Below are 16,769 nucleotides of genomic sequence, written 5' to 3' on the forward strand. Positions count from 1 at the left end.
GAGGCATCGCAATGAGCGCAGCGCACGTGGGGATCGTGTGGAACCCATCGAAGACCGAGCGGCAGGTGCTGGAAACCGCATTCACGGAGGCGCTGTCCACGGTGGAGACCCCGCCCAGCGTCTCCTGGCACGAGACCAGCGTCGACGATCCCGGTCGGGCAGCCGCACAGTCAGCACTCGAGTCCGGAGCCGACCTTGTGTGCGCCGCCGGCGGCGACGGCACCGTGCGAGCGGTTGCCGAGTATTTCGCCGAGCTCAGTGACGATTCCCGCGCCGTCGAGCTCGGCGTCATCCCACTGGGGACGGGCAACCTGCTCGCCAGGAATCTCGACGTGCCGCTGGGAAATCCCGCGGCCGCCTTCGCGCGTGCGCTGAGCGGCACCGCGCGCCTGCTCGATATCGGCTGGGCCGATGTGGAACTTGCGGCCGGAGGCAGCGAGCGGCACGCGTTCGCGGTGATGGCGGGCTTCGGCATCGACGCGCACATGATCACCGAGACGAATGATGAACTCAAGGACCGCGCCGGATGGCTGGCCTACGTCGAGTCCCTCGGGCGCGCGGTGTCTGCAAGCGAGGTGATTGGCCTCCGTGTCGCACGCGACGGCGGCGAGGCCGTGTCGGAGGAGGCGCACACGCTCATCGTGGGGAACTGCGGGACCCTGCAGGGCGGGATCACGCTGCTCCCTGACGCGGATCCTTCCGATGGGGAGCTTGACCTCTTGCTGCTCCGAGCCGCGGGAGTCGCGGGGTGGGCAGATACGCTCCGTAACATGATGTGGGACAACGGCGTGAAGCGGTTCCTCACGCGGAGCGAGACTGCCGAGAGCAGTGCACACACCGCACACGCGCGGTTCACGGAACTCACGATCGAGCTGGATGAACCACGCGTGTGCGAGGTCGACGGCGACGAGTTGGGCGAGGTATCGCGCATCGCGATCACCGTGCAGCCCGGGGCCTTTCGGGTACGGTAGCTCCCCGCGTCGGATCAGGAGACGACGGGCAAGCCCGTCGCGGTTGCGGCGTCCGCGAGTGAGCCCAGGTTGGTCACGTTCGTGAATCCCGCCGCCCGCATCAGCTCCCGGGCCTGGCCCGAGCGGTTTCCGGAGCGGCAGTAGAGCAGAATCTCCGCGTGGGGATCGAGGTGCGGGATCGCGACCTCAATCTCCCCGGCGGTGACATCGATCAGGCGGGAGCCGGCGATGTGGCCACTCGCATACTCTTCTGGGGTACGCGCATCGATCAGGATTGTGGTGGGGGCAGCGTGCGTGGATGACGCGGACATCGACTCCAACACGGATCCCGGCACCGAGTCCGGCACTGACTCCGGCACGGATCCCGGCACTGACTCCGGCACCGAGTCCGACTCGGTTTCCTGTTCGGTTTCCGGCTCGGCCTCCGGCGCGCGGTGTCGGGTCGGACCGTGCTCGGGCGTGTGGCCAGGCACCGCGGACCACCCCTGGTAGCTTCCCTCGAGCTCGACAATGTCGTAGCCTGCCCGGCGTAGGGCGCTCGCCGCAACGCTGTTGCGCACGCCGCTCTGGCAGTACGTCACGATCGCGCCCGCGCTCGGATCCGGCAGCGCTGCGAGGTGCCAGAGAACGCGTCCACCGGACAGCTGGGTGGCACCCGGGATGTGGCCGTCGGCGTACTCGCTTGCGTTGCGCACGTCGAGCACGAGCGCCGGGGGGAGGCCGGCGAAGTGGGCCGAGTCGAGCTCGGCCGGCGCGATCGTGCGGGGCCGCACCAGGTTGATCCCGGCGAGGGACGTGACGAAGCCGTGGACCGAGTCGATCCCGACGCGCACGAGGTGGTCTCGATACTCCTCGGCCTCGGCGAGCGAAGCGGCGAGCAGGATGAGCGGGCGCGACTCCGTGTCGGGGTCGACGACCCACGCGCCGTAACTTGCGGCCTTGGCGACCCCCGGGATGTTGAGGGAGCGCGCCACCGTGCCCGCGTGGACCTCGGTGTGATGGCGGGTGTCGATCAGGATCGCCGAGTCCGCATCGAGTGCCTCGGAGAGCTCTGAGCCGGAGTACTCCCGAAGGGGCGAGAGGCTGCCGAGCAGCTCCGGCCCCTCCCGGTTCTGCGTTTTCATCCGGCCAAAGTACGCGTGTGCATCGGGCTGCCCACTGAGCAGCTCGGCAACGAAGCCCTGCGGATCGTCGGCGTGCAGATACTTCCCCCACCAGGAGAAGTGACGCTCGTAACCGACGGTCGTCGAGGGGACTGAGCCGAGCGCTTTGCCGCACGCGGATCCGGAGCCGTGCGCGGGGAGGACCTGCACGTAATCGGGGAGTGTGAGGAAGTGATCCCGGAGACTCGCGAAGAGATCCTCGGCCCCGGCGAATCGGGTATCGATGCCGCCCGCGGCTTCGTCGAGCAGATCGGGCCTGCCCACGTCCCCGACGAACACGAAGTCGCCGGTCAGGAGGTAGCCGGGTTCGCTCGACTGCGCGCCGTCCGTGACGAGGAACGAAAGGTGTTCCGGGGTGTGGCCCGGGGTGTGCACTGCCTCGATGGTGATGTTGCCGAGTTTGATCCGATGGCCGTGCCCCATGCGGATGGCCGTCTCGAAGCCATCGCCGTACTGCCACTCCGGCCCGCCCTCGCCGGACACGTACATTGTCGCCCCGGTGCGCGCCGCGAGCTCGCGAGTGCCCGAAAGATAGTCGGCGTGGATGTGGGTCTCCGTGACCGCCGCAATGCGCATGTGGTGCTTCGCCGCGAGTTCACGGTAGACGTCGATGTCGCGGCGCGGGTCCACGACGATCGCCTCGCCGCGGGCCTGGCACCCAATGAGGTAGCTCGCCTGTGCGAGGTCTTCGTCGTAAATGCGTTCGAGCAGCATCGGGGCTCCTAACGGTAGTGCGTGCAGCGCGGAAGTGGAGGTGGACGGCGGGGAGAGGGCGTGGAAGTGGGGGCGGAACTGGGGGTGTGAGGGCGTCGGATTCGGGACCGAGGGTCGCTCGGGTGTTAGCGCTCGCAGCTGCAGCGGTCGGCGACGGGGACGCCGGCGAGCGCCTCATCAATGTGCTGGCCGCAGCCAGCCCAGGTGGGCTTGCCGCAGGTATCGCAGGAGATTCGTGCACACATCATGTGCTCCTTTCGGGTGGTGAGCAGGTGCTCAGCTTTCGGGTGGCGAGCCGGTGCTCAGTTGGGAGAGTGGATGGGGTCGGCTACTGCGTCTGTTGCGCGGCGAGCTGCGCGCGGACCTCCTCCATGTCAAGATCGCGTGCCCCCTGCACCAGCTGTTCGAGCTGCGGAGCGCCGAGTGCGCCCGGCTGGGCATAGACGAGGATGCCGTCGCGGAACACCATGAGCGTGGGGATGGACGTGATCTGGAACTGCGCGGCGAGCTGCTGCTCGGCTTCCGTGTCGACCTTGCCGAAGGTGATGTCGGGATGCTGCTCCGAGGCCTGTTCAAAGACGGGTGCAAAGGAACGGCACGGTCCGCACCATGCGGCCCAGAAGTCGACGAGAGTGATGCCGTCGGAGCCGACGGCAGATGGGAACGTGTCGAGGGTGAGGTCGGTGGTGGCCATAGGGGGCCTCCTTTCGTGACGGGTGGGTGCGTGGTTGCGGGCGCTGTCAGGCATCCCGCGGGGGCAGTGGGCGCCTGGGGGACGACTAGCGTCCAAAGAGTCGTGCAAAGAATCCGGGGCCCCGGGATTCCTTCGCGGCAGCAATTTCGGCTTGGCTATGTGATCCGTTGCACCACTCGGAGGCGGGCACGGACATTTTCACCATTGCGACGTGCTGGCCGCAGCCCGCCCAGGTCGTCTTCGAGCAGGTGCGGCACGTAGTGGGACGGCACATGGAACGGGCTCCTCTGGTGGATCTCGGTGTAGGTGATCCGGTGTTGGTGGGGCGGATGGTAATCATTCGCGCACGGTGAATACCCCAGGGGGTATATTTGTGCGTTGTGCACGACTATACCCCAGGGGGTATTATGAAAGTCAAGCTTGTCCTGAAGAAAGGTTCGCTATGTCCCTCTCGCACCCCTCTCTCGCCACCGATTCCGGTGATCACGCTGCTGCTGCTGTGCCGGGGTTGGGGGCGACCCCGGAAGCCAAGCGGAAGATCGCGAACCGCCTGCGCCGGGCGCACGGGCAGTTGGCCGCGGTCATCGAAGCCGTCGAAGGTGAGGCGCACTGCCGCGACGTGGTGCAGCAGCTTTCGGCCGTCTCAAAAGCCATTGATCGTGCGGGCTTCCTCGTGATCTCGACCGCGCTCCAGGAGTGCATCTCGGATCCAGACGCGGACGGGGCGACCAAGCCCGAGGAGCTCGAGAAGCTGTTCCTCTCGCTGGCGTAGGAGCCCGGGTCGCAGTTCAGACGTCTGTGGGGATGCTGGTCCTGGAGTAGGCTCGACCGCTCGGCGCGGCCGAAGATCACCGACGGACACCGCAGCCGGGGGAGCTGGGAGACCTCAGGAATGCTGTCGGAGCTTCCGCTTGAAATGCGGACGGTGTTCCCGACCGGAGGGGCATTCCCGTGGTGAGCGATGTGACGGGGGTAACCCGAGCATCCGTCGGAGTCCCTGCCGGCATGCGCTGAGCGAGTTCCGAGAAAGGGTGGAAGTCGGGTTTTCTCCATGATCTGAGGCGGCATGCCCCGTTGGGTGAAGGCTTGCGAGTTACTGTGCTCGCCCCGGGGTGCGTTCCTGGTCGCCGCTGCGCTCCTGCGCTCCTGCGCTGCTGCGCTCCTGCGGCTCCCGAGAAGCTCGCGTGCCGGTCGGGTGTTCCAGCGCAAAGCTGCGCGGGGCGCTCGTTCGGGTGATTCTCGGCATGCGGTCAGAAGGGCTGATTGTCAGGGGCGTCGGCATTGGATCCGGGAGCAGGCTCGCGGCTGCTCGCGGGCGTCGGGTTGCTGGCTTCGGTGTTGCCTGGTTCGGATTTGCCTGGTGGGATCTTGCCTGGTTCGGCTTTGCCTGGTGGGATCTTGCCTGGTTCGGCTTTGCCTGATGCGGGCTTACCCGGCGTTGACTCGTTGGGTGGTTCGATGACGGGTACGAACCTGACCCGGCTTGGTGGCCGGTCCTGGTATGTGCGTCCGGTCGGGTCTTTCCAGGACATATCCCCGGCGTCGTGTTGGGTGAGGGTCCACCCGGTGTGGTGTTTCATGACGTGATGATTACGGCACAGGTGTGCGAGGTTATCGATCCGGGTAGGGCCGCCGTGTGCGGCGTCGATGGTGTGATCGATATCGCAGCGGTGTGCTGGGACGCGGCACCCAGGGGTGCGGCAGTGCTGATCCCGTGCGGCAAGATACCGGCGTTGTGCCTGTGTGGGACTGTACGTGTTCGTGGATATGACTTGCCCGTCGAGGGTGACGCGGATTTCTTCCCACCGGATCGCTTCTCCGGCGATCCGGGCGGCGGTATCGAGATCGATGGGTCCGTAGCCGATAAGTTCCGCGACCGGGGCCGCGGTGACGGTTCCCTTCATGGGGGTGGTGTCTGGGAGTGGGATGCCGGGGATTCCGAGGAGGGAGCCCGGGGTGATGGTTTGGATGCGGCCGTGGATGCCGGTGTAGTCGTCGTGGTGTTTTCCGGTGAGGAGGTCGGTGAGGATATCCGCGCGGAGTTCGTCACGCGACCGCGCATCCGAGGTGGCGTCTGAGGGGGTGCCTGGGGTGTGGGTGCCGGTGTCCTCGGTGTCGAGGTCCGCCGCGGTGGAATCTATGCCCTCAGCATCCGAGTTGGTGTTGGTGGCCGTGTCGCCCAGAGTGTTCTCGCCGTTCTCGGTGTTCTCGCTGTTCTCGCCGTTCTCGATCTTCTCGGTGGAGGTTCCGGGACGGGGCAGGACCTCAACGTGCTTAGCGTCGACATCCACGGCGGTAACATCCATAGCGTCAGAGTCCGCGCCTCCAGCGTCGGTGCCGGTGGTAGTGATGTTGCCCGTGGTGTTCTTCCCTATCTTGGTGCTCTCGGTGCCCTGGACGCTCTTGGTGCCCGCAGTAATCCCGGCGTCCACAGTGCTTGCGGGGACACCCGTGTTCACCGTGTCGTCCCCACCGGTTTCCCCAGTCCTTGTGCCGGGTCCGGTGTGGTTTGTGGAGCGCTCGGCGGCGTGTTCTGTGGGGCGGTCGTGGACATGCTTCGCGAGCCGCGTAAGCCGGTCATAGATCTCGTACGCTTCTTCCGCGGGTAACACCGCCCGAAGTTCCGCCATCCCATCATCAAGCTCCACCACCCGCACATGCCGGCGCTTGAGCGCCTCCCGATGCCGCTCGGCAAGGGTTTTCTGGGCGTACATCGCGGCGAGCCTGCGCGCGATCGGACGAAACCGGTTCGGGGTTTCCTTCTCCGCGTACCGGATCGCGTCCTGCTCGTACAGGGTGCGCCGCCTCACAATATCCACGAGCTGTTCCTCCACCGTGAGCGCATCAGGGGTATCGGGGTTTGGGGTGGTGAGGGTGTGAAAGATCGCGCCTTCATCGACCACGATGCGTGCATGTGGCAGCGCGATCGTCCCCGCACGTAACGCGTCATGCGTTGCGGGGAGCGTGTGTCGGGTTTCGTGGGCGAGGTTCAGGTCGCGGGCGGCGACGTGTTCGCTGGTGTGGCAGGCCATCGCGACCATCGCCCGGAGGGAACGGAACGCGAGCTCACTGTTCTTCCCCTGGAACGCGGGCGATACCACCAACGCGTGAGCAGGCCCCGTGCAAGGGATGGGGGCTCTGGGCTCGTCGGGTGTCGAGCCTGCTGGGTGAGTATCGGGGAGGTTCGCGTCGTCGGGAGTGCCCTCCGTAGTGGTTTTGGCACCGGCACCGGCACCGGCACTGGCCGCGGCTTCGGTATCGGCCGGGGCGTCAACGTCGAGACTGGCACCGGGATCAACGCTGGCGCCGGTATCAATGTCAGTACTGCCATCGGCATCGGCATCGGCATCGGCATCTGCGCCTGCACCTGCACCTACACCTGTGCCAATGCCAGCAGCACTTGAACCCGTGCCAACAGCACCAGAACCCGTGCCCTCGCCGGTATCCGACTCCGCGCCAGCGTCTGCACCCAGGGCTGCCTCGTGAAGATCCGCGAGAATACTCAACCGCTCCGCGTCACGACGCCGCTGCTCCCGCTCCCACGCCTCAAGCGACGTCAACAGTGCGTCAACGCGCACGATCCGGGGTAGGACCATCGACCCAAAACTCGCACCCGAACCACCCTCTGGAAGGGGTTCGGGATGCTGCGTGTCTCCGGTGAACGTCATGCGCCCATTCCAGCACACACCACCGACAACGAACCCCGAGAAACCGTTGAAAACACGCGGAAGTTGACCCACTCGGGGACGCGTGCAGGAGGAAGTCCTGATGGGTGTAGTACGTTTCCGGGACGGACACGGAGAGGTAACGATTCGAAACTCTGTTCGAATGACGTGCTCGTTTCCGACTCGAGATCTATGCACTCAAAATCTCGCCTGACGACACCGCGACCACGGAGAATCGCATAGGATCGGTCCCGCCCGTTTCTGCCCGCACTGCGTCCCAACCGTGACCATCACCTGGGAACGTTCGCGTACGACTTCCTGCAGAAGGGCCGCAATGACTTCAGGTCTCCCGTACTCCGGCGGTGTGCCCAACGGCCTACCTCGGCGCGCAGCGTGGTATCCGGATCCGGCATCCCTACGGACCACGGGGGCTCGAGACCGGGCCCGCCGCATCCACGACGCGATGTGGCGGCTGCACCCGGTACTCATCGACATTCTGAAGGGCTTGCGGCGAACGCGTCTCGCGCTTCAGCTGCACGACCGCGTGGAGCAGCTCGTGACCGCGATCCTGGAGGGAGGCCTGGTCGACCGTGCCGGGGCGCTCGCGCCACACCGCCGCTTGCTTTCTCTGGCGGAGGGAGAAGGGCTGCCGCTCACCGCCGCGGGCAATCTGAAACCCGTCACGGTGAAGGAACTTGCGCCGGTCCTCCCGACAATCGAGGAGTGGCCGTTCGGGGTGGGGACCGAGCTCAACACGGATCCGGTGCATCGGTTTCGGGTATACGTCGTGCAGCTCAAGCTCTTGCGGCAGTATCGGGGGCACCTGCAGCTCACGCGCGTTGGACGAATCGCCCACGCGCACCCGGTATTCCTCTGGCAGTACCTCGCGAAAACCCTGGCGCTCACCAGCACTCGCTATCACGCTGAGGCCTCGATCGTGACGCTCATCCACATGGGTACGAGCGAGGGCGAGGTGGACATCGACGCCGTGATCCGAACGCTCGCGGCACTCGGCTGGACCGTGCAAAACGGTGCACCCATCACAGAACAACATCTCTCCGGCGTGGTGAACGATCACTGGACCGCGCTCGGAAATATTCGCCCTGAAGCGCATGACCCCAACACACCGCTCCCGAGTCCGTTGCGGAATCGTCCCGCCAGTAAAGTCGCCAAGCTCCTCGTTGCTGATGCGCTGCTCCATAGGGTGGTGCCGCGCACAAGATAGCGGTCTACGGCGCGCTTGGCCGGGCTTTGCCGCGCCTACCCGTGCTTGGCCGGGCTTTGCCGCGCTGCGCTTGGCCGCGCCGGCAGATCGCACCAACCCGGCCCCGGTGCCGGATCAGCTTTCGGGCGTGAAGTTGAGCGAGAGGGAGTTCATGCAGTAGCGATTGCCCGTGGGGGTTCCGAATCCGTCGGGGAAGACGTGACCCAGGTGCCCGCCGCAACGCGCGCAGCGTACCTCGGTGCGCTCCATGCCCAAGGACGTGTCGGGCAAGAGCTCGACGGCGTCCGGGTTGATCGAGTCGTAAAAGCTGGGCCATCCGCAGTTTGAGTCGAACTTCGTGCCGCTCCGGAAGAGTTCATTGCCGCAGCCCGCGCAGGTGTACAGGCCCGCGCGCTCTTCGTCGAGCAGCTCGCCCGTCCAGGCGCGCTCGGTGCCCGCGTTGCGCAGCACCTCGTACTGTTCGGGGGTCAGCGCCTCGCGCCATTCATCGTCGGACTTGGAGACGTCATGTGCCATGCCGCAAGTCTAGGCGGGGACGCATCGCGCGGGACGCCAATCGCGTCAAAAGCGGGCCAGTGTGACACTGTATGACGACGGTGCCCGGCGGCTCCTGAGCGCAACCCTAGGCTGAGCGTCATGACGGAAACACGTGCACAATCGACCTACCAGGTGCGACTCGGCTGGGGCCAGACCGGCCTCACTCACCTGGCGGCCGCGGAGGTCGTGGTCGTCGTCGACGCACTCGGAACATCGACGGATCTCATCGACGGGGCACTCGCATTGCCACACGCGCCCACGGTGTTCGTGGCATCTCTACGGAATGCTGCGGCGACGGCGGCGGCGATCCACGCAGAGCAGCTCGCACGCGGCGGCCGGACCGCGATCAACCTCGTCCTGGCCGGTGACGGCGGGGCGTTCGCGGTGGAGGACTACCTGGTGGCGGGCGCGATCGGCGATGAACTTACGTCACGCGGGATCGATCACACCGCGCCGGATCTAGCCGTGGCTATTGAGGGGTTTCGCCCGCTGACACGAGCCGTCAAACACCTGATCTCAGCGAGCGCAGCGGGGCTGGCCGCTCGCGCCGAGGGCAACGCGGAGGCCGTTCGCGCGGCGGGGGAGCTGAACGCGGAGTCCGAGGCCCAGCGCATCGAGCGGTAGCGCCGGGCACTCCGGCAGCCACGCGGGCGACTTCGAGCACGCGCTGCGCCCCCATGCGCTGCCGCGGGCACGAGCTGCCGCGGGCACGAGCTGCAGCGACCACGGGCGTTGCGCTGCCACGCCCGCGTTCCGGTGCCCGCGTTCCGGTGCCCGCGTTCCGGTGCCCGCGCTCCGCGGCGCGCCCCGGCAGACGGCAACCCGGAACACGCCGGTGGGGGCGCGCCAACCATCGTCGGGCGCACCCCCACCTGCTCGCCGGAGTCTAGGCGGTGCCAGCGCCGGTACTGGCACCAGCGCCAGCAACTGCGTCAGCACCGGCACCAGCACCAGCACCAGCACCAGCACCGGCACCAGCACCAGGCCGAGCGACCACCTGACGCTTCGAGGAGATCACGCCGGTATCGAAGCCCGCGAGATGCAGCCCGCCGTGGAACCGAGCGTGCTCGATCTTCAGGCACCGATCCATCACCACGTTGAGCCCTGCGTCCTCGGCGATCTGCGCGGCTTCCTCGTTCCACGACCCGAGCTGCAACCACAGCGTCTTCGCGCCGACGGCGACCGCCTCACGGGCGACCCCGGGAAGGTCATCGTGGCGGCGGAACACGTCAACGATGTCGGGGACGACGGGCAGATCCGCGAGTGACGCGTACGAGGGGCGGCCGAGGATCGTGTCCGCGCGCGGGTTCACGAAGTACACGTCGTACGGGGCGCTCGAGAGCAGGTACGTCGCCACAAAGTAGCTGGCGCGCGACGGATTGTCGGAGGCGCCGACGATCGCGACCGAGGTCGCGCGGCGCAGGATCCCGAGGCGCGCGCTCGCGCTCGGTCCTTGCCAGCTGCGGGCCGGGGCGGATGCGGGATCCGCCCCGGGGGTCGCGTCGGGGACGGAAGAAGAGGTATCGGTCATCGCTGGACTCCTGTCACGCGGGTGAGGGCCTGGTCGAGATCCCAGATGATGTCTTCGGGATCCTCGATCCCGACGGAGATCCGGATCAGGTCGGCGGGCACGCCCGCGGTGACGAGCTGTTCCGGGGTGAGCTGCTGGTGCACGGTGGAGGCCGGGTGGATCACGAGCGTGCGCGCGTCGCCGATGTTCGCGAGGTGGCTCGCGAGCTGCAGCGATTCGATCAGCTGTTCACCGGTGGCGCGCGCCGCGGCCAACCGTTCGCTCTCGGAGCTGAAGCTGCCCGTGGGTCGTACCCCGAACGCGAAGACGGATCCGGGTCCCAGCGGGAAGTACTTCTGCGCGCGCTCGTAGTGCGGGTGGCCGTCGAGTCCGGACCAGGTCACGAATGAGATCCGCGGATCGCTGGCGAGCCACTCGGAGACGACGCGCGCGTTTGCGACGTGGGCGTCGATCCGCTGGGGCAACGTTTCGACGCCCTGCAGCAGGTTGAACGCCGACTGCGGGCTGAGCGACGGACCAATGTCGCGGAGCTGCTCGCTGCGGAGCTTCGTGAGGAAGCCGTACTCGCCGAAGTTGTCCCACCAGCTGACCCCACCGTAGGACTCGACGGGCTCGGTCATGGCGGGGAACTTCCCGTTACCCCAGTTGAAGGTCCCGGCCTCGACGACCACGCCGCCGAGCGTGGTGCCGTGCCCGCCGATGAACTTCGTCGCCGAGTGGATCACGATGTCGGCACCGTGTTCGATGGGGCGCAGCAGGTACGGCGTCGCCAGGGTGGCGTCCACGACGAGGGGGATCCCCGCCTCGTGGGCGATCTCGGACAGTCGCGCGAGATCCGCGATCTCGCCGCCGGGGTTGCTGATCGCCTCGACGTAGAGCACCTTTGTGTTCGCGCGGATCGCGGCGCGGTAGTCTTCCGGATCGGAGCTCGCGACGAACGTCGTGTCGACGCCGAAGCGACGCAGGGTCACGTCGAGCTGGGTGACCGTGCCGCCGTAGAGCTGGGCCGCGGCGACGATGTGGTCGCCGTGGCCGACGAGGGCCGCGAAGGTGATGAATTCGGCGGACATCCCGCTCGCCGTCGCCACGGCTCCGATGCCGCCCTCGAGCGACGCGATGCGCTCCTCGAACGCCGCGACCGTGGGGTTGCCGATCCGGGAGTAAATGTTGCCGTACTTCTGAAGCGCGAACAGGTTGGCGGCGTCCTTCGCGTTATCGAACACGAACGACGTGGTCTGGTAGATCGGCACGGCGCGGGCGCCGGTCGCCGCGTCGGGGGTGCCCCCGGCGTGGAGGGCTCGGGTTCGGAACCCGAATGTGTGCTCACTCATGTGGTCTCCTTCTCGCGGGCCCGGCGCACGGCTTCGCGCACGCCGTCGACGGCCCAGGGGTTCTGCAGGCTGGTGGTGTCGCCGAGCGGCTCGCCCTGCCAGAGCTGGGCGAGCAGGCGGCGCAGGATCTTGCCGGAGCGCGTCTTGGGCAGCTCGGGCACGCGCACGACGAATTTCGGCTTCGCGATCGGGCCGATGTCCGTGGCGACCTGCGCGCGCAGCGCCGCGTGGTCCGCGATGCCCGCGGCACCGTCCACGACAAAGGCGGCGACGGCCTGCCCGGTGACGGGGTCGAGCACGCCGGTGACGCCGGCCTCGCCCACGGTGGGGTGCGCCACGAGGGACGATTCGATCTCGATGGTGGAGAGGCGGTGCCCGGACACGTTCACGACGTCGTCCAGGCGTCCAAGGATCCAGAAGTTTCCGTCGGCGTCCACCGTCGCGCCGTCGCCGGCCACGTAGTAGCCGCCGTACGCGCCGTGCCCCGCGTACGGTGCCCAGTACGAGTCGCGGTAGCGTTCGGGGTTGCCCCACACGGTGCGGGCCATGCCCGGCCAGGGGCGGCGCGCCACGAGAGTGCCGGATCGGCCCGGCGGCACGGGTGCGCCGTGTTCGTCGACCACCGCCATGTCGATGCCGGGCAGGGCGACCGTGGCGGATCCGGGTTTCAGCGTGGTGACCCCGGGGAGCGGCGCGATCATCGCGGCCCCGGTCTCGGACTGCCACCAGGTGTCGACCACGGGCACCTCGTCGCGGCCGAAGTTGCGGCGGAACCACACCCAGGCCTCCGGATTGATCGCCTCGCCCACGGTGCCGAGCAGGCGGATGGAGGAGAGGTCGTGCGTCGCGGGCAGCGCATCGCCGAACCAGGTCATGAGCGTGCGGATAAGCGTCGGGGCAGTGTAGTAGACGGTGACCCCGTAGCGTTCGATGATCTCCAGGTGACGCTCGCGGTGCGGAGCGTCCGGCGTGCCCTCGTAGATCACCTGGGTGAGCCCGTTCGACAGCGGCCCGTAGATTTCGTAGCTGTGCGCGGTCACCCACGCGAGATCCGCCGTGCACCAGTGCACGTCGTCGGCCTTCGCGTCGAAGTGGGCCCAGTGCGCCCAGCTCGTGTGCGTGAGATAGCCGCCCGCGGTGTGCACGAGGCCCTTCGGCGTGCCGGTGGTGCCGGAGGTGTAGATGATGAAGAGCGGGTGTTCCGCGGGGAACGGCGCGGGATCGTGGGTGTCCGCCTGCGTCTCGACCTGCTCGTGCCACCACACGTCGCGGCCCGCGGTCCACGGCACCGTTTGGCCGGTGCGGCGCACCACGAGCACGTGTTCGAGTGTGGGGACGTCGGCGGCGGCGAGGTCCGCGGTGGACTTCACCTCGACGGCTGCGCCCCGCCGGTACTGGCCGTCGCTCGTCACGAGCAGCTTCGCCCCGGTGTCGGTGAGCCGGAACCGGACGGCCTCCGCGGAGAAGCCGCCGAACACGAGCGAGTGCACGGCTCCGATTCGGGCGCAGGCAAGCGCGATCACGACGGTCTCGATGAGCACCGGCAGGTACACGACCACCCGGTCGCCCGGGACGATGCCGAGGGCGAGCAGGCCGTTCGCCGCCTGGGCGACGCGGCGCTGTAGCTCCGCGTAGCTCACCGACTCGCGGTCGCCAGGCTCGCCCTCGAAGTGCAGGGCGATCTTGTCGCCGCGGCCCGCGCGCACGTGGCGGTCCACGCAGTTCGCGGCAACGTTCAACGTGCCACCGTCGAACCAGCGCGCCTCCGGGATGCTCAGCCCCTCGGGGCCGGGGACGGGCGGCGACCAGGCGAGCGCCGTGTGCCAGGGCTCGCTCCACTCGAGGCGGGCCGCGGCGCGCTCCCAGAACGCGATCGGATCGGCCTCGGCCTCCGCGTAGCTTGCGGCGGTGACGTTTGCCTGCGCGGCGAAGGCGGCGGGGGCGGGGAAGCTCCGCGCTTCGCTCAGACGCGCTTCGCTCAGACGCGCTTCGCTCAGACGCGCTTCGCTCGGTCGTGCCTCACTCAGTCGTGGCTCGCTCACATCCACCTCCGCAGCACGGCGCGTTCGAAGAGCACGAGGATCGCGTTGGTGATGGTGCCCAGCAGGGCGAGCAGCACGATGGCGAGCAGGATCCGGTCCACGCGGCCGGTCTGCTGGGAATCGTTGAGGAGCCAGCCGAGACCCATTGACGCGCCGAGCAGCTCGGCGGCGACGAGGAACAGCCACGCCTGCGCGAGGGCGAGGCGCAGCCCGGACACGACCGCGGGAACAACCGCGGGAAGCTGGACGGTGCGAAACAGCGGCCAGCCGCGCAGCCCGAAGGTGCGGCCCGCCTCGACGAGCTGCGGATCGACCTGGCGGAGGGCGTCGGCAACGGTGGTGTACACCGGGAAGAACGCGCCGATCGCGATGAGCGTGACCTTCGATTCCTCGCCGACCTGGAGCCACAGGATCAGTAGCGGCACCCACGCGAGCGACGGGACCGCGCGGATCGCGACGAGCAGCGGCGCGAACAGGATGTTGCCGACGCGGGACAGACCCACGATCGCCGCGAACGCGAGCGCGATGCCGGATCCCACGACGAAGCCGATGAAGACGCGCTGCACGGAGATCGCGATGTTCAGCCAGAGCTCGCCGCGCTGGATCAGCTCCGTGCCCGCCTCGACCACCGCCCAGGGCCCGGGCAACCGGTACGGCGGCACGATCCCGCTGGCCGTGACGAACTGCCAGGCCAGCACGATGATGACGGGGACGACGAAGCCGCCCGCGATGCTCACCCAGGCGCGATCCCGCAGCGGGGTGGATGGGGCCGCCGACCCGGCACGCGCCGGTGCCCCGGGTGCCGATGCGATCGGACCCGGGGCGGCAATCGTGCCTTCGGTCACTTCGTGGCCTGCTGCGCGAAGTCGGCGTGCACGATCGACGCGATCGCCTCGTCGAGCTTGGCCTGGCCGCCCGAGACGTCGCCCGACTCGGCGATGATGGGGGAAATCTGCTCCAGGACGCGAACCTGATCGTCGCCCGGCACGCCGGAAACGTCGAGGTTGGAGCGCTCCGCGATCACGGTCTGCGCGACGGCGAGATCGATCGAGGCGGCGTCCGCGAGGAGCTGCGCGGTCTCCTCGGGGTGCGCGAGCGCCCAGGCGCGTGCCTCCTCGTAGGCGTCCACGACGACCTGCGCGACGTCCGGGTGGTCACCGATGAACTCTTCCGTCGCGTTGAGGAAGCCGTAGGTGTTGAAATCGACGTTGCGGTAGATGAGCTTCGCACCCGACTCCACCTCGGCGGCGGCCATGATCGGATCGAGTCCGCTCCACGCGGCCACGGACCCGCCCTCGAGCAGGGCACGGCCGTCGGCGTGCTGCACGTTCTGAATCTCGACGTCCGCGCTCGAGAGCCCGGCCTCCTCGAGCGCCTGCAGCAGGAAGAAGTAGGGATCGGTCCCCTTGGTCGCCGCAACGGACTGGCCAGCGAGGTCCGCAACCTTCGTGACCGAGCTGTCCCCGGGGACCACGATCGCCGACCACTCCGGCTGGGAGAACACGTCGATGACCTTGATGGGGGAGCCGTTCGCCCGAGCGAACAGCGCGGCCGATCCGGCGGTTGATCCGACGTCGATGGATCCGGAGCGCAGCAGCTCATTCGCCTTGTTGCTGCCAGCCGACTGGAGCCACTCGACCTCGACCGAGTCGCCGAGGGCATCCTCGATGAGCCGCTGATCCTTCACGACGAGGCTCAGCGGATTGTAGGTGGCCCAGTCGATCGAGAGGGAATCGGTCGACCACTCGCCGGAGCTGGATTCGGTGCCCCCCGAGGCGTTGCTGCTGCCCTCGCCCTGCACGCAGCCCGTGAGGGCGAGCGCGAGGGCACCGGCAGCGGCGACGGCGGGGATGATGCGGCGTGCGATGGTGCTCATGCGTACTCCTGTGTGGTGTGTTTGTGGACGCCCAGTCCGTCGAGGAGGGCGCTCCGGAGATCAGTGAACGTGCGCGCGCCGCGGTCGCGGGGGCGCGTGCCCGGCACGGGAACGAGCCGGGCGATGGAACCTGGGGCGGTCGGCAGTGCGGTGCTGGGTGCCGCCGCCGGAACCGTGAGCTCCGCCACTCGCGCGGATCCGAGGGCCCCCAAGCCGGAGGTGGATCCCAGCGCCACGATCTGCGCGCGCGGCCGTTCCGGCTCGGCCTCGGCGTCCATCAGATTGCGCAGCATCAGCACGTTGTCGGCGAGGTACAGCGCCTCTTCCACGTCGTGGGTGACGAGCACGACCGTGGTCGGCTGCGCGCGGTGGATGTCGAGGAGCAGATCGTGCATCTTCAGCCGGGTCAGCGCATCGAGCGCTCCGAACGGCTCATCGAGGAGGAGCACGCGGGGGCTCCGGGCGAGGGCGCGCGCCAGTGAGGCCCGCTGGGCCATGCCGCCCGAGACCTCCCGGGGACGCTGATCCGCCGCGTGGCTGAGCCCCACGAGATCCAGCAGTTCCGCGACGCGTGCCTTCGCTGCGCGCCCGCGGGTGCCGCGCGGCAGCCCGATCGCAACGTTCTGCGCGATCGTCCGCCACGGGAACAGGCGAGGCTCCTGGAACGCGATCGCCGTGGAATCATCGTGCGCGCGGACCTCTTCGCCGTCGAGTGAGATCGCCCCCGCGGTGGGGGAGTCGAGGCCACCGATCAGGCGCAGCAGCGTGGACTTGCCGCACCCGGATGGCCCGACGATCGTGAGGATGTCCCCGGCCGGCACCTCCAGCGTGACGTCGCGCAGCACGGTGCGGGCACCGTCGCGCGTCGGAAAGGTGCGCTCGACGCGGTCGAGGCGCACTCGCCCCGCAGGGGACGCGCTCGGTGGAGCTGGGATCTCGGACATAGTTGATAAGCGTGCCGGATGGCCCCGAAATGTGAAAAGTCGCCCGTAACATGCTGACGCATTTCTCGGTCAGGCA

Annotated in this window: 17 protein-coding genes and 2 pseudogenes; 6 read left to right on the forward strand and 13 right to left on the reverse strand. The window is 68.1% G+C overall.

Annotation, left to right across the window (positions count from 1 at the left end; genetic code table 11):
• The first annotated feature begins 11 nt into the window (after nt 1–11).
• The gene (locus tag D3230_RS12470; protein ID WP_202345368.1) at nt 12–971 is read left to right on the forward strand and encodes a diacylglycerol/lipid kinase family protein; all 960 of its coding nucleotides are present in this window, start codon (nt 12–14) and stop codon (nt 969–971) included.
• A gap of 14 nt (nt 972–985) precedes the next feature.
• Here D3230_RS12470 and D3230_RS16075 read toward each other — a convergent pair whose 3' ends face one another.
• The 5 genes and pseudogenes from D3230_RS16075 to D3230_RS16080 form a co-directional block, all read right to left on the reverse strand.
• Nucleotides 986–1,282 carry a rhodanese-like domain-containing protein gene (locus D3230_RS16075; protein ID WP_237467532.1) on the reverse strand — a complete coding sequence of 99 codons (297 nt, stop codon included), beginning with the start codon at nt 1,280–1,282 and terminating at the stop codon, nt 986–988.
• 144 nt (nt 1,283–1,426) lie between these two features.
• Nucleotides 1,427–2,848, reverse strand: a pseudogene (locus D3230_RS12475) (MBL fold metallo-hydrolase); the annotation flags it as partial.
• Between the two features lie 125 nt (nt 2,849–2,973).
• Nucleotides 2,974–3,096, reverse strand: coding sequence for a hypothetical protein (locus tag D3230_RS16240; protein ID WP_272929046.1), 123 nt, complete (start codon nt 3,094–3,096; stop codon nt 2,974–2,976).
• 80 nt (nt 3,097–3,176) lie between these two features.
• Nucleotides 3,177–3,542 carry a thioredoxin gene (gene trxA, locus D3230_RS12480; RefSeq protein WP_202345370.1) on the reverse strand — a complete coding sequence of 122 codons (366 nt, stop codon included), beginning with the start codon at nt 3,540–3,542 and terminating at the stop codon, nt 3,177–3,179.
• An 85-nt stretch (nt 3,543–3,627) separates the two neighbouring features.
• Entirely contained in the window at nt 3,628–3,816 is a 189-nt protein-coding gene (locus tag D3230_RS16080; RefSeq protein WP_237467491.1) for a hypothetical protein, read from the reverse strand.
• A 168-nt stretch (nt 3,817–3,984) separates the two neighbouring features.
• Between D3230_RS16080 and D3230_RS12485 the strand changes: the two genes are divergently transcribed.
• A complete protein-coding gene (locus D3230_RS12485; protein WP_202345371.1) occupies nt 3,985–4,314 on the forward strand; it encodes a metal-sensitive transcriptional regulator in 330 nt (109 codons plus the stop codon).
• Nucleotides 4,315–4,792: 478 nt separating this feature from the next.
• On the opposite strand, the gene D3230_RS12490 is transcribed toward D3230_RS12485, so the two are convergent.
• Nucleotides 4,793–6,643, reverse strand: coding sequence for an HNH endonuclease signature motif containing protein (locus D3230_RS12490; RefSeq protein ID WP_337249178.1), 1,851 nt, complete (start codon nt 6,641–6,643; stop codon nt 4,793–4,795).
• 66 nt (nt 6,644–6,709) lie between these two features.
• Here D3230_RS12490 and D3230_RS12495 point away from each other — a divergent pair, with 66 nt between their 5' ends.
• Together D3230_RS12495 and D3230_RS12500 are read left to right on the forward strand one after the other, a co-directional pair.
• Nucleotides 6,710–6,946, forward strand: a complete 237-nt coding sequence (locus D3230_RS12495; RefSeq protein WP_202345373.1) for a hypothetical protein — start codon at nt 6,710–6,712, stop codon at nt 6,944–6,946.
• A gap of 595 nt (nt 6,947–7,541) precedes the next feature.
• Nucleotides 7,542–8,432 (forward strand): hypothetical protein, encoded by an 891-nt coding sequence (locus D3230_RS12500; protein ID WP_202345374.1) that lies wholly within the window; start codon nt 7,542–7,544, stop codon nt 8,430–8,432.
• A 114-nt stretch (nt 8,433–8,546) separates the two neighbouring features.
• On the opposite strand, the gene msrB is transcribed toward D3230_RS12500, so the two are convergent.
• Complete coding sequence (gene msrB, locus D3230_RS12505; protein WP_202345375.1) at nt 8,547–8,948, reverse strand: peptide-methionine (R)-S-oxide reductase MsrB; 402 nt, start codon at nt 8,946–8,948, stop codon at nt 8,547–8,549.
• 120 nt (nt 8,949–9,068) lie between these two features.
• Here msrB and D3230_RS12510 point away from each other — a divergent pair, with 120 nt between their 5' ends.
• Nucleotides 9,069–9,593, forward strand: coding sequence for a 2-phosphosulfolactate phosphatase (locus tag D3230_RS12510; RefSeq protein ID WP_202345376.1), 525 nt, complete (start codon nt 9,069–9,071; stop codon nt 9,591–9,593).
• A gap of 364 nt (nt 9,594–9,957) precedes the next feature.
• On the opposite strand, the pseudogene D3230_RS12515 reads toward D3230_RS12510, so the two are convergent.
• From D3230_RS12515 to acs, 3 genes and pseudogenes are all read right to left on the reverse strand, one after another.
• A pseudogene (locus D3230_RS12515) lies at nt 9,958–10,500 on the reverse strand (CoA-binding protein); the annotation flags it as partial.
• On the reverse strand, nt 10,497–11,831 hold the full coding sequence (locus D3230_RS12520; RefSeq protein ID WP_202345378.1) for an O-acetylhomoserine aminocarboxypropyltransferase/cysteine synthase family protein: 1,335 nt from the start codon (nt 11,829–11,831) through the stop codon (nt 10,497–10,499). The pseudogene D3230_RS12515 and the gene D3230_RS12520, both read right to left, overlap by 4 nt.
• A complete protein-coding gene (acs, locus tag D3230_RS12525; protein ID WP_202345442.1) occupies nt 11,828–13,828 on the reverse strand; it encodes an acetate--CoA ligase in 2,001 nt (666 codons plus the stop codon). The genes D3230_RS12520 and acs overlap by 4 nt, the downstream gene beginning before the upstream one ends.
• Between acs and D3230_RS16520 the strand changes: the two genes are divergently transcribed.
• Nucleotides 13,740–13,925, forward strand: a complete 186-nt coding sequence (locus D3230_RS16520; protein ID WP_202345443.1) for a pentapeptide repeat-containing protein — start codon at nt 13,740–13,742, stop codon at nt 13,923–13,925. The two genes, acs and D3230_RS16520, sit on opposite strands and share 89 nt — an antisense overlap.
• Here D3230_RS16520 and D3230_RS12535 read toward each other — a convergent pair.
• The 3 genes from D3230_RS12535 to D3230_RS12545 are packed head-to-tail and all read right to left on the reverse strand — an operon-like array spanning nt 13,870 to nt 16,693.
• Nucleotides 13,870–14,718, reverse strand: a complete 849-nt coding sequence (locus D3230_RS12535) for an ABC transporter permease (protein WP_337249171.1) — start codon at nt 14,716–14,718, stop codon at nt 13,870–13,872. The two genes, D3230_RS16520 and D3230_RS12535, sit on opposite strands and share 56 nt — an antisense overlap.
• Nucleotides 14,715–15,749, reverse strand: coding sequence for an aliphatic sulfonate ABC transporter substrate-binding protein (locus D3230_RS12540; protein WP_202345379.1), 1,035 nt, complete (start codon nt 15,747–15,749; stop codon nt 14,715–14,717). Before D3230_RS12540 ends, D3230_RS12535 begins: the two co-directional genes overlap by 4 nt.
• Nucleotides 15,746–16,693 (reverse strand): ABC transporter ATP-binding protein, encoded by a 948-nt coding sequence (locus tag D3230_RS12545; protein ID WP_202345380.1) that lies wholly within the window; start codon nt 16,691–16,693, stop codon nt 15,746–15,748. The genes D3230_RS12540 and D3230_RS12545 overlap by 4 nt, the downstream gene beginning before the upstream one ends.
• Nucleotides 16,694–16,769: the final 76 nt, after the last annotated feature.

The sequence above is a fragment of the Leucobacter chromiireducens subsp. solipictus genome, assembly GCF_016758195.1.
Lineage (GTDB): Bacteria > Actinomycetota > Actinomycetes > Actinomycetales > Microbacteriaceae > Leucobacter > Leucobacter solipictus.